This window comes from Roseibium algae, assembly GCF_037783265.1.
GTDB classification, from domain to species: Bacteria; Pseudomonadota; Alphaproteobacteria; order Rhizobiales; family Stappiaceae; genus Roseibium; species Roseibium algae.
In genome coordinates this window covers 129598-142012 of sequence record NZ_JBAKIA010000004.1, presented here as the reverse complement: position 1 = coordinate 142012, position 12415 = coordinate 129598, and the positions used below count along the sequence as shown (strand labels likewise).

The following is a 12415-nucleotide window of genomic DNA, read 5'->3' as shown; positions in this document are numbered from 1 at the left end:
CACGACTTTGTCAACCAACAGTCGCCGCAATTCGTTCGGTGACCAAACGCACAGCAGCCGGGATTGGCTCGATCAAGGGAACTGGCGACGTATTGGCAAGGTGGCGCGCTGCGACTGCCAACGGACCTCCGCCAATGATCACGGCCTCTGCCCCGTCCTCTCGAACGGCCAGTTCGACGGCCCTACCCAAAGCTTCTGTCAAGTGGCCTTCATCTGCCATAAGCTGAACTGCCTCTCCCTCTGTCAGTCTTACAGAGGCAAGCTGATCTCCAAATCCGTAAGTACCAGCCCGGTGTGTAATCGCGCCTACCAACTCCGAGGTTGTTGTGGCAACGGAAAATCTCCGGCCATTGATACCCGCAACAAGAAACGCGGCCTCAGCGATGCCGACGACCGGAATGGACAGAAGGCCCCTGAGGCCTTCCAGTCCGGGGTCCCCGAAAGCCGAGACAATGACAGCAGCTGTACCGGCTGGAATCTCCGGCAACAACCCGATCACCGCATCACCTGCCTCCGCCAATGCGACATCCGTTGTGATCAGCGGCGCGCCCCATTTCGCCGTCAGTCCGGACAGGCTGATCTGGGCGCCTTGCAAGGCTGCAAAATCCCGCGCGATCTCAACCATCTTCTGCGTTGTGGCAAGCGTCGTGTTCGGATTGATCAACACGACAGGTTGAGGAACTGCGTTAAGGTCAGCCAAGCGGCTTGTCCCGCACAACATGGCTACCTTCTGAAGATGTCACAAGTGCTCCATCTTGAACGATCACCTTCCCCCGCACCATTGTCAAAACCGGCCAGCCGGTGACTTCGAATCCCTCATAAGGCGTATAATCTGCACCGTGATGGAGTAGCTCCTGTGAAATTGTCATTTGCTTGTCCGGATCCCAAAAAACCAGATCAGCGTCGGCCCCAATCGCGATGGCCCCTTTCTTTGGGTAGAGCCCGTACAGCTTGGCGTGATTGGTTGACGTCAGCGCCACAAAGTCCTGCAGCGAAATCCTGCCCTTTTTTACACCTTCGGAAAACAGGATAGGCAACCGTGTCTCTACACCTGGAATGCCATTTGGAATCCAGCGGAAGCTTTTTTCGCCCTTGGGATGCATTTTACCAGCCGTGTCTTCATATCGAAACGGACAATGATCGGATGAGAAAACATCGAATACGCCCTGCTCGATGCCTTCCCAACAGGCGACCTGACTTGCCTTGTCCCGCGGCGGCGGCGAACAGACGTTTTTCGCAGCTTGTGGAATCTCCAGATCCTCCGCGGTCAAAACCAGGTACTGAGGACAGGTTTCCCCGTAAATTTTCAGGCCACGCCCGCGTGCACGCTGGATTTCCTCCATCGCCTCGCGGTTGGACACATGCACGATGACAAGCGGGACGTCGACGATCTCAGCCAAGGAGATAGCCCGGTGTGTTGCCTCACGTTCGACCGGAATGGGACGCGTTGAAGCGTGATACTTTGGTGCGGTCTCACCAGCCAGTTCCGCTTTTTCGCGAAGGAACTCGATGGCGTCGTCATTTTCGGCATGGATCATTGGCATCGCGCCCGAAATTTTGGCCGCCGTCAAAGTTTCCAGGATTTCCCGATCGGTGAGCTTCAGTCCCTCATAGGTCATGAACATCTTGAAAGACGTATAGCCTTCTTCGGCCAATGCCGGCAGCTCCTGCCCCAGCACCTGCGGTGTTGGATCTGAGACGATCAGATGAAAACTGACATCGATATGACATTGCCCCTCTGCCAGCCCATGATACCAGGACAGAGCGTCGCGCAGGCTTTGGCCTTTTTCCTGAAAGCAGAACGGCATGACGGTGGTATTGCCACCAAAAGCTGCCGACCGGGTTGCGCTGTCAAAGTCATCCGCCATGACCACGCCTTCGCCGGACGGCTGGGCGATGTGAACATGACTGTCGATCCCTCCCGGAAGCACAAGCTTGCCGGTCGCATCAATCACTTCAGTCCCATTCTCCAGCTTGTCGGCAATCGCGGCAATCCGTCCATTGCGAATTCCGATATCAGCCTTGAATGTGTCGGCCGCTGTAACAACTGTCCCGCCAGAAATGATTGTGTCGTAGCTGCTCATGAAAACCTTCCTTTTAAGACAAACGATCGCGCCCAACAGGGTCAACAAAACCGCACGACCAACAAGACATGTACCTATTCACTCATCGTTCAGGACAACGCGCTGAAAAGACTTCCCCAGCCTTTGATGCGCGCTGGATCTGCGCCAGCAACCCGCATGGAGGACCAGACAGCGGTTTGAACCGTATCGTAAATCGGAATTCCAATTTCCGCTTCCAGCGCTTCCACGACAGGGCCTCCGATAAGATTTGTGCAGAAGACGACAATTGCATCCGGCTTACTTTCAGCCACCTTCCGGATCATTGCTGAAATCTGATCCTGACTGACCTCGGAAAAGGAGAAATTGACCGACAATTTGAGATGTTCCTCAGCAGCGCACTCCCATCCTGACGCCGCATAGTTGGAAATGATCTTTTCCTGAACATTATCCAGATAGGGGCTCACGAGTCCGAAACGCTTCACGCCCGTGCGCTGAAAGATTTCATTGATCGCGAGCACCGAGGAACAAGCTGGAACCCCCGTACGTTCAGTAATCGCCGCGCAGAGAACTTCATCCCGGTCAAATCCGAGCCAACCGGCAGACGTGCCGTTCCAGCAGATCGAATGGGCATGTGCGTCGGCCAGCAACTCTGCAGCAGCCAGCATTGGCTCACTGTCGAACTGGCCCAGCGCGCGCTCGCCAAGAGAGATTTCCGTCACCCGGAACCGGCCGAAATGCCCGGTAATGTCTGGTGTTCCTGCAAGCATCGCTGAGGTAACCGGTTCAAGGATCGTATTGGAGGACGGGGTAAGCATTCCGAGGAATTTGCGTTCGGAAGCGGTCATGGGAAGTTTCTTTCTCTATGAAAATCAGCAAACCGGCTAAGATCCGGCAGGTTGCCAAGTCTGGTTTTGCATGACGGTAATGCGGCAGAAGCCTTGCTTTCAAATCGCAATCATCATGCCAGAGGCCCCTCCCTGACACACATTCTCTGACAAACCCTTGAATTCATTTGCAATCCAACAACAAAACTCCATTGTAGGTAGAGTGCACTGAGTTTAACATCGCCTCAAATATTGTATTATGTATACAATTTAATCCTAGTTGATTGGATTATGGGCATTTTCTATTTTCGACTGCGACGAAAACAAGACAGGAGCCTGAGTTGGTGGCCCGAGCGATCAAAAAAAATACGGACAGAAAACCGGCTCCAATTCGGCGCAAGACTCTTCCAGAGGAAATTGCAGATCACCTGCGCCAGATGATCATCGATGGGGTCTTGAAAGAAGGCGACCGGATTGTTGAAACAGAACTCTGCGAAACCCTGAATGTTTCCCGCACTCCGATGCGTGAGGCAATCAAGACATTGTCGCATGAAGGGTTGATCAAACATCAGCCCAATCGTGGTGCGCGGGTGGCTAGCATCACCCCGTTGGAAATGAGCCAGTTATTCGAAGTCATATCCAGCCTGGAACAACTGGCGACCGAACTCACAGTCAGGACTTCCAAACCTATTGATATCAAACGCTTGCGTGTGCTGCAGGACCGGATGGCAGCTCATCATAAAGCTGGCGAGCGCAAGGACTATTTCGCGCTGAATCATCAGATCCATTTGCGCATCGTATCCATGTCCAAAAACCCAATCTTGATCGAAACCCATGGAACCTTGATGAGCCGGGCACGGCACTTCCGCTACTGGGCTTTGGCCGACGAGGATCGCTGGGTCGAAGCCATGGCAGAACATGAAGTCATCATGACCGCCATAGAAGCCGGTGATGCCCCTCGTGCGGGCCAATTGATGAAGGCGCATGTGCTTCGCACCGGAGAGGTCGTCGGCCTTTCAATCAAGGCCGCTACAAACGCCCCGGAATAGTTGGTTTGGGTGGGCACTCTTGTCTTCCCTGAATAACTTGGCACAGCCTTTGCAAAATGTTCACCGTCAACTCACACGGGGAACATATTCATGCGTCATTTTATTGCAGCTTTGGCAATGACAGCGGCTTTCATAGCCCCTGCAACTGCTGAAACAGTCGAACTCAAGGTTCTCGGACAGCCAGGCTCGACCGGCCTCATCCAGAAGAACAAAGAACAGCCGTTTTTTGATACCTTCGCAGAAAAGACCGGCCTTGATGTCACCGTCAATTTCCAGCCGCTTGATGTAACGGGCATCAAGGACACCGAAGAGCTGCGCATCATCAAAGGTGGCCTCTTCAACGTTGTGTCACTGCGATTGTCACAAGTCAGCCGAGACGAGCCGACAATCCTCGGCCTGGATCTCGTTGGCCTCAACCCGACCTATGAAGCTGGCAAGAAGACGATGGAAGAATTCCTTCCCATCGTAGACAAACGGCTTCAGGAAAAATTCAACACCAAGCTTCTTGGTATTTGGCCGTTTGGCCCGCAGGTCCTGTTTTGCAAGCCTGAAATCAAGAAACTGACAGACCTCAAGGGTTACAAGGTTCGTGTCTACGATCAGAACCTTGCAAAATTCGTAGAGTCCGTTGGCGGTACGCCAGTGCCCCTCAGCTTCAGTGAAGTTCAGCAGTCTCTGGCCCGCGGTGTTGTTGACTGTGCAATCACCGGCCCAAGCTCTGCGAACTCCGCAGCATGGCCTGAAGTCACCACACATGTTCTACCACTTGCTTTCCAGATCGCGGTGAACGGCTACGGCATCAACCTGGACACCTGGAACAAGTTCAGCCCTGAAGATCAGGCCACTATCGAAGCCGCCTTCAAGGGTCTGGTTGACGACATCTGGGCCTATTCGGAAGAGCTGTTCGATGACGCTATGCGCTGTAACGTCGGCAAAACTCCATGCGAATTGAACAAGCCTTATGATCTTGTTGAAGTGCCTATTTCCGACGAAGATCTGGCAATCGTTCAAAACGCAGTCAAGGAACTTTCCTTCCCCGCCTGGGCAGAGGTTTGCGATGCCACAAACCCAAGCTGCTCGGCTGACTGGAAAGCCACAGTGGGCAAACGCCTCGGCATGTAAGCCATTGAATAGATAATCTGCTGGGCTCGCCACTTGAGCCCAGCATTCTTCTTTCTTGTATTCTTCCGGGTTTTCCCCGGTCGCAATTCCAAAGCCCCTGTCGGCTCACCCGACCCATTTGGACCTTGAAGTCATGCATCGTTTCACAATCGCCGTCAGCTGGATCTTCGGACTGCTGCTTCTGGGCTTGTCCTTGTTCGTTTCACTGGAAACCATCAGCCGCAAACTGCTCAACTATTCCTTCCAGGGAGCTGACGAACTTGGTGGTTACATCCTGGCCATCTGTGGATCGCTATCCTTTACTGTCGCCTTGATAGAGCGTGGCCATGTCCGCATCGATTTCCTGCATGACCGCTTCAGCCCACGTATCCAGGCGATGCTCAATTTTGCTTCCCTGATTGTCCTGACTGGGCTGGGTTTCTTCTTCGTGCGTTATTGCTATGCGGTTGTTCGCGACACCATTGATTACGGCAGCACAGCCGCGACACCCTGGGCGACGCCTTTGATCTATCCGCAATCCCTCTGGTACTGCGCCCTCGCCATATTCTTCATCACATGCGTTTGCTTACTCGTGTCTTCCGCACTGGCGCTGGCTGGCGGCGAGTATGACCGCGTCAATGCCGACTTTGGCCCCAAAGGGGCAATGGAAGAGTTGAATGACGAACTAGACGATCTGGCGCAAAGGTAATTTATCATGTCAGTCACCGCTATTTTCATAGCCTTTGCGATCATGCTGTCGATCATGCTGCTCGGCATGCCCATCGCCGCGATCATGGCCTTCACCGGCATCATTGCAGGCGTTCTGGCTTTCGGTTGGCCACTGGTGGAATCCATGGGAGCCGTGATCTGGGGCGTTCAAAATGAAAACCTCCTGACCGCCATCCCTCTTTTCATTCTGCTGGGCGAACTGTTGCTCAGAAGTGGTATTGCAGATCGGATGTATGGTGCATTGTCGCTCTGGTTTGCGCGACTTCCTGGCGGCCTGCTTCACACCAATATCGGCTGCTGCGCGCTGTTTTCGGCAACCTCCGGATCTTCAGTCGCCACCGCTGCCACGATCGGCACTGTCGCAATGCCCACCCTCGACAAGCGGGGTTATGACACCTCCAAGTCCCTTGGCAGTTTGGCAGCCGGGGGAACGCTTGGAATTCTCATTCCTCCAAGTGTGAACCTGCTCGTCTACGGCTCCATGGCAGAGCAATCCATTGGCCAGCTCTTTGTCGCAGGGATCATTCCCGGCATTCTGCTGACCTTGTCCTTCATGGCCTATATTGCCTTCGCCAACTGGGGCAGTCGCAACACCGAAGACGTCTCGGTTCCATTAGCCGAGAAAATCAAGGCTCTCACCGCTGTCGTGCCTCCCATGGTGATTTTCGCAATCGTCATGGGATCCATCTATCTTGGCATTGCCACACCAACAGAATCTGCGGCCCTTGGTGTCACAACGGCCCTTATATTCGTCATTGCGCATGGTCGCCTCTCAATTGATTTCCTGAACCGGTGCTTCATTCAGACGGCCAAAACCACCGGTATGGTGCTGTTGATCATTACCAGCGCGTTCGTTCTGAATGTCACTCTATCGCTCACCGGAGCGGCTCAGGCGATGACCACATGGATTGCGTCGCTCGGTCTTTCAGTAACTGCACTTCTCCTGGTCCTGATCGTCTTTTATCTGATCCTTGGCATGTTCATGGACGTGCTCTCCATGCAGGTCCTAACCATCCCAATCGCAGTTCCGGTCATCGTTGCAGCTGGCATTGATCCGATCTGGTTCGGCATATTCGTGGTGCTCATGTGTGAGCTCGGGCTGATTACGCCGCCGGTCGGCATGAACCTCTATGTGGTCCATGGCGTAAGGCTCGACGGTGGGCCATTTATGGACGCAGTCAAAGGGGCTGTTCCTTATGTGATCATCATGCTCGTCTTTACGCTGCTCCTGATCGCATTTCCGGATCTGGTCCTGTTCCTTCCAAGGGCCATGTATCAATGACCGACCTTTGGCGTTTGCCCCTGAGCGTGATTTCAGAACTCCTGACCTCAGGAAAGGTGACTTCAAGCGAAGTTCTCGCACAATCCAGGGACAGGATCCTAAAGCTCAACCCGGCGCTGAATGCGCTCATCACGCATAACCCTGAAGCTGAAATCCAGGCTGCAGCCAGTGATGCGCGTCGCAGCAAAGGTAAGTGCATTGGACCTCTTGATGGCATCCCGATTGCCATCAAGGACAACATTCTGACCAAGGATCTCAAAACCACCTGGGGCAGTCCCGTTTATGAAGACTATCAGCCCAGCGTTGACGAGATCGCTGTTGAACGGCTGAAGACTGCAGGGGCCGTCATAATCGGCAAAACCAATGTTCCAGAATTCACTCTGGAAGGCTTTACGGACAACACGCTTTTTGGACCAACGCGCAATCCCTATGATATAGACGTTACGCCCGGAGGTTCCAGCGGCGGGTCTGTGGCTGGGGTCGCGGCAGGTCTATTCCCGGCAGCTCTTGGCACCGATGGCGGTGGATCCATCCGGCGCCCCGCAGGCTATACCGGTCTTGTCGGGCTAAAGCCCAGCATCGGCAGGATCCCTAGAACCTCAGCCTTGCCACAAGTCCTTGTTGATATGGAAGTGATCGGACCGCTGACGCGAACGGTCTCAGATGCAGCCCTGATCCTGTCGGCGCTCGAAGGCCCGCATCCGGAAGACCCGCGCTCGGCTCTGACTGTTGAGCCTGATCGCAACCTGTCTCTCGATACGCCGCCTGCCCCGCTGCGTGTCCTCTATGTGGAACGGATGGGAGACGCCCCCCTTGATCCAGTGATCGCCAGCACCTGTCGGGCGTTTGCAGACCGTCTCGCAAGTCTTGAACACAAGGTGGACAATGGTCCCCTTCCCCTCGACATCTCAGCCCTCAACGACGCCTGGCCTCTTATTGGCAAATGCGGGCTTGCCTTCATGGCACGCACCGTTGGTGCAGCTTTTGAAAAAGCCTCTCCCAAATATCTGGCGATGGCCGAGGAAGGCCGTGCTGTTGAAGGAGGGCAATTATTTGCAGTGTTTGATCTGATCGCCACACTGCGCCGACAGGCCGCAACCGTGTTCCAAAGCTATGATGTTATCGTCAGCCCAACGGCGGCTGCCATGCCATGGGCAATCGGAATGGATTTTCCGCCAGAGATAGACGGCCAGCCTGTCGGGCCGCGCGGACATGCTGTTTACACGGGCTGGGTCAATGCAATCGGCCACCCGGCCATTGCCATTCCCACCGACAGTGACTCCGATGGCATGCCGATAGGCGTACAAATGATCGGTGGCTTTAACCGGGATTGGTTGTTGCTGCGACTAGCACGGCAAGTCGAGATGGCCTATCCCTTCGCCGATAGCTGGCCATCCATTGCTGAAGGACGTTAACACGCATGTCGCTCGAAAAAGCTGCAAAGCTCATCGCTGATCTGCGCCGCCAAAGACAATCGATCATGAGGTTGCCTGATAACTGCAAGCCACAGACCGAAGAAGACGCCTATGCTCTTCAGGCAAAGGTCGCGGATCTCCTGAAGCTCGAGGTTGCCGCATGGAAGGTTTCCGCTTCAGGACCACGCGGCGCGACGGCTGCTCCAATCCTTGCCGGACGTATTTTCAACAGCCCTGCGGCGATTGAAACAACCAGCCTTCTGGAAACCGAAATCGCCTTGAAACTGAACCGTGATTTGCCGATCAGATCTGCCGGTGGCTATACGAGAGAAGACATTCTCGAAGGTATAGAGGCATATGCCCTCGCATTTGAGCTCGTCGATTACCGGCTCAGCGCTCCGGACATGTCCTTTCCTGAACGGCTTGCCGATTGCCTTGCGAACGACGGACTTGTTCTGGGTGTCCCACAGCCTTTCACAGAGGATTTTACCTCTCCTGTTCACAAGCTAAGCCTCTTCTTTGACAGTACACCAGAGCCATTCAAACCGGCAGACATTGACCCCGTGGAATCTCTGCGCGCCTACGCAAGCATCGGCGGCGACGCGCTTGGTGGCCTCAAAGCTGGGCAATGGGTCATCACCGGATCCATGACCGGTATGCAGAAAGTCAACGCTGCCGGAACCTGGCAGGCATTCTGGGACAGCAAGCTGGACGTCTCTTTGGACATCCTTGGCGCAACGGACCAATAAAGCGCAGATCTAGGGCTCGGCCCCTAGCTTGAGATTTTCTCTGTCAGAAGGCCGTATTGGTCCGGCTGGCGGTGGTGGGCGAAGTTGAAAATATTGTCCTGAATTTCCCGGCACCGATCCAGATCACACTCAGCAACAATCACCTCATCTCCAAGGGTTGCGCATTTCGCGACGATTTCTCCGGTAGGGGCAATGATGCACGTCCCTCCGATGAGATCACAGCCCTCCTCACACCCCGCTTTTGCGACACCGACCACCCAGGTGCCGTTCTGATAGGCCCCCGCCTGCATGCACAGGTGATTGTGGAAGTCCTGCAGATGATCGTGATCTGGCGCGGGCGGATAATGCACGGGCGTGTTGTAGCCAAGCAGAACCAGTTCCGCTTTCTGCAGGCCTAGCATGCGGAATGTCTCCGGCCAGCGCCGGTCATTGCATATGCACATCCCGATCCGGCATTTCAGTGCCTCGGAGACCGGGAAGCCCATGTCCCCGACCTCGAAGTAACGTTTTTCCAGATGCTGGAATGGCCTCCAGTCCTCATGTTCGTTGTGACCGGGCAGATGGATCTTGCGGTATTTCGCCAGAATTTCTCCATCTGAACCGATCAGAATCGAGGTGTTAAAACGCCGGGTTTTACCAGTCTCATCGACGGTCTTTTCTGCATAACCAAAAGAAAAGGCGACGCCGAGGTCCTTTGCAGCATTAAAAAGCGGCAAGGTCTCGCTGGACGGCATTTCTGTCTCGAAAAAACGGTCGATCTCCGTCTGATCTTCCATGAACCAGCGCGGAAAGAATGTTGTCAGTGCCAGCTCGGGAAAGACGACCAACTCTGCTCCCCGTCCCGCTGCGGTTCGCATAAGCCCGACCATACGGGCAACCACGTCGCTGCGCGGTTCATCCCGCGCAATGGGGCCAAGTTGAGCAGCAGCGATGACAAGACGGCGGGACATGGGAAACCTTTCGAAGCAAGCCTGTTTCAATCGTCTTTTGGTGGGCGAGGCTCAAAGCAAACCGGCAAGCGCCAACAAGTCCTGATCCCTTTGCCGTGCCCCAATCAAAGACAGGCCTTGGGGCGCATGTTTCAGCTTTGCACCGGGGATCGTCAGCTCCGGATATCCGTTGAGGCCGGAAAGACAAGTCATGCACATGATCTTGCCGCGGTAGTCATCCAGATCAGCCTGAGACGCATTCAACAAAGGCGCGGGGCCTGGCGTCGTCGGCATGACAAGAACCGTTTCAGGCGACATGAGCTTGTCCATCGCGGCCCGGATGGCCTTGCGCTCTTTCACGACCTGTTCAAAATCCTCAGTTGTGACCGTTTTCGCAGCAGCGAAGCGCTCGGCCACCCCGGGACCAAACGCCGGAGACGCCTCATCGACCCAAGTACCCAGTGCTTCCCAGGCTTCATAGGCCTGATGAATACGAAAAACTCGAAACCACTCCTCCGGCGCAGGGTCTGGAAGTGGGCTTATGTCGGAAGGACCTAAAATCCCCTGCAACTTTATGAGCGCTGGTGCCAGAGAGGCCTTCACCTCGGGAGAGGTACGATCCCATATCGTCGATGGGCACCACAAACGAGTTGGCGTGCGCCCCGCGCCCGCCTTTATGCCAAAAATCGCAGAAATCCGCAGCATGGTCGGAAGATCACGGGTGAACCAGCCAGGCACGTCAAAACTGGGAGCCAAGGGCAGAAGTCCTGTTGCATCAATTCGGCCATGGGTCGGGCGCAAGCCGAAAAGACCACAAAAAGCAGCCGGAGCACGGACAGAACCGCCTGTGTCGCTGCCTAGGGAAAAATCGACCAGACCTGCGGCAACAGCTGCGGCAGATCCGGACGAAGACCCTCCTGGCACCCGATCCGGTGAGGCAGAATTCACCGGAGTTCCAGTGTGGGCATTGGCACCAATAATGCTGTAGGCGAGCTCATCCATATGAGTGAAGCCTGCCAGACGCCCCCCCGCATCCAGAACCTTTGCAAGGACAGAGGCCGTTACAGCAGAAGGTCCATGCGTTGCCTTCCAGGTCGGGTTGCCGTTGCCCGCAACGCGCTCTGCCAATTCATAGTTTTCCTTGGCTGCGAATGTCAGACCGTCAAGCACGCCTGATCCAGTCACAAGCGGCTTATCGAGAATATCGGAGAAGGCTGAAACGCTATCTACAATCATGCGAAGTCACTTTCACGCTAGAGCCTGAAACGGCAAGGTCTGGAGAGAGAGATCGAGATTACAACGCCTTGCAGCAGCGAGAATGTGGGCTTCAAGCGCCTTGCAGGCAGCAACCTGATCGCCCGCTTCAATAGCATTGACAATGGCTGAGTGCTCACGCGCCGTATCACTCACCCGGTCGATAATGACCATGGGTACCCACTGACTGTCCTGCATGACCTTTGCAAGACTGCGGCGCATATCCTGATAAAGACGATTGCGGCAGAAGTCGAAAATGATGTCATGGAACAGGGTATCTTGCTCCGCAGCTGCTACGGCGTTGCCTTCCCGGGCTGCTGTGTGAAGAGCTTCGGCATGGGCTCTCAGCCGCTCTAATCCGCTACGCCTCAGTTCCGCAAAAGCCAGGAACAAGGCAGCAGGCTCGAAGCTGGCTCGAAATTGGTAGACCTCACGAAGATCATAACCTTTCTCAAACGTCCAAAAATCTAGAGGAGTGCGACCCGAGGACGCTGCTACGAAAAGGCCTTTGCGCTGTTCAACCCGGATTAGCCCCAGGGTTTCCAGCATGGATATTCCTTCACGCACCGACGGTCGCGAGGCATTGAGCAGCGTTGTCAATTCCCGCTGTGACGGCAAAGCATCACCCGGCTTAAGTCGGCGTTCTGCAATCATATCCTGCAGCGCACGCGCAACCCGTGAGGGAACGGAAGATCCCCGCATGCACTGGTCATCCTCATTGCTCAAAAGATCATTATTTGGCGCTAAATTAGTCATTTTTGCTTAAAATATAACCTTGCGTGAATTTTGGTCAGTTCATAGGCTTGTCTGGTCAGACCAGTTATTCGAACTTATCAGCAACAGGTCAAGTGGAAAGCAGAAAATAAAACATAAACATATGAATTATATGACTTTATTGAGGCTCAACTCCACAATAGGAAACCTGCTGGCTTCCAACTGATTGCTGTTGCATCTTCGGCCACCAGACAGCCGGAAACTCATAAATCTGAGTGAAATATCCCGTTCTTGCTCAGAACAGAC

General features: G+C 54.6%; 12 protein-coding genes. 6 read left to right on the top strand and 6 right to left on the bottom strand.

Annotated elements, in window-relative coordinates:
- Positions 1 to 10: 10 nt before the first annotated feature.
- From V6575_RS06995 to V6575_RS06985, 3 genes are all read right to left on the bottom strand, one after another.
- Entirely contained in the window at positions 11 to 700 is a 690-nt protein-coding gene (locus tag V6575_RS06995; RefSeq protein WP_340273491.1) for an aspartate/glutamate racemase family protein, read from the bottom strand.
- A complete protein-coding gene (hydA, locus tag V6575_RS06990) occupies positions 693 to 2084 on the bottom strand; it encodes a dihydropyrimidinase (RefSeq protein ID WP_340273489.1) in 1392 nt (463 codons plus the stop codon). The genes V6575_RS06995 and hydA overlap by 8 nt, the downstream gene beginning before the upstream one ends.
- 89 nt (positions 2085 to 2173) lie before the next feature.
- On the bottom strand, positions 2174 to 2908 hold the full coding sequence (locus V6575_RS06985; protein ID WP_340273488.1) for a maleate cis-trans isomerase family protein: 735 nt from the start codon (positions 2906 to 2908) through the stop codon (positions 2174 to 2176).
- Between the two features lie 323 nt (positions 2909 to 3231).
- Here V6575_RS06985 and V6575_RS06980 point away from each other — a divergent pair, with 323 nt between their 5' ends.
- From V6575_RS06980 to V6575_RS06955, 6 genes are all read left to right on the top strand, one after another.
- Positions 3232 to 3936, top strand: a complete 705-nt coding sequence (locus tag V6575_RS06980; RefSeq protein ID WP_340273487.1) for a GntR family transcriptional regulator — start codon at positions 3232 to 3234, stop codon at positions 3934 to 3936.
- A 90-nt stretch (positions 3937 to 4026) separates the two neighbouring features.
- Positions 4027 to 5058 carry a TRAP transporter substrate-binding protein gene (locus tag V6575_RS06975; protein WP_340273485.1) on the top strand — a complete coding sequence of 344 codons (1032 nt, stop codon included), beginning with the start codon at positions 4027 to 4029 and terminating at the stop codon, positions 5056 to 5058.
- A 133-nt stretch (positions 5059 to 5191) separates the two neighbouring features.
- Positions 5192 to 5746, top strand: a complete 555-nt coding sequence (locus tag V6575_RS06970) for a TRAP transporter small permease subunit (protein WP_340273483.1) — start codon at positions 5192 to 5194, stop codon at positions 5744 to 5746.
- Positions 5747 to 5752: 6 nt separating this feature from the next.
- The gene (locus tag V6575_RS06965; RefSeq protein ID WP_340273482.1) at positions 5753 to 7048 is read left to right on the top strand and encodes a TRAP transporter large permease; all 1296 of its coding nucleotides are present in this window, start codon (positions 5753 to 5755) and stop codon (positions 7046 to 7048) included.
- Positions 7045 to 8463, top strand: a complete 1419-nt coding sequence (locus V6575_RS06960) for an amidase (protein ID WP_340273481.1) — start codon at positions 7045 to 7047, stop codon at positions 8461 to 8463. Before V6575_RS06965 ends, V6575_RS06960 begins: the two co-directional genes overlap by 4 nt.
- Before the next feature lie 5 nt (positions 8464 to 8468).
- Entirely contained in the window at positions 8469 to 9212 is a 744-nt protein-coding gene (locus V6575_RS06955; protein ID WP_340273480.1) for a hypothetical protein, read from the top strand.
- A 23-nt stretch (positions 9213 to 9235) separates the two neighbouring features.
- Here the strand turns inward: V6575_RS06955 and V6575_RS06950 are convergent, their stop codons facing one another.
- The 3 genes from V6575_RS06950 to V6575_RS06940 are packed head-to-tail and all read right to left on the bottom strand — an operon-like array spanning position 9236 to position 12097.
- Positions 9236 to 10162: an N-carbamoyl-D-amino-acid hydrolase gene (locus V6575_RS06950; RefSeq protein WP_340273479.1), complete on the bottom strand. Its 927-nt coding sequence runs from the start codon at positions 10160 to 10162 to the stop codon at positions 9236 to 9238.
- A gap of 51 nt (positions 10163 to 10213) precedes the next feature.
- A complete protein-coding gene (locus tag V6575_RS06945; RefSeq protein WP_340273478.1) occupies positions 10214 to 11377 on the bottom strand; it encodes an amidase in 1164 nt (387 codons plus the stop codon).
- A gap of 12 nt (positions 11378 to 11389) precedes the next feature.
- Positions 11390 to 12097, bottom strand: a complete 708-nt coding sequence (locus V6575_RS06940) for a FadR/GntR family transcriptional regulator (RefSeq protein ID WP_340273477.1) — start codon at positions 12095 to 12097, stop codon at positions 11390 to 11392.
- Positions 12098 to 12415 lie beyond the last annotated feature (318 nt).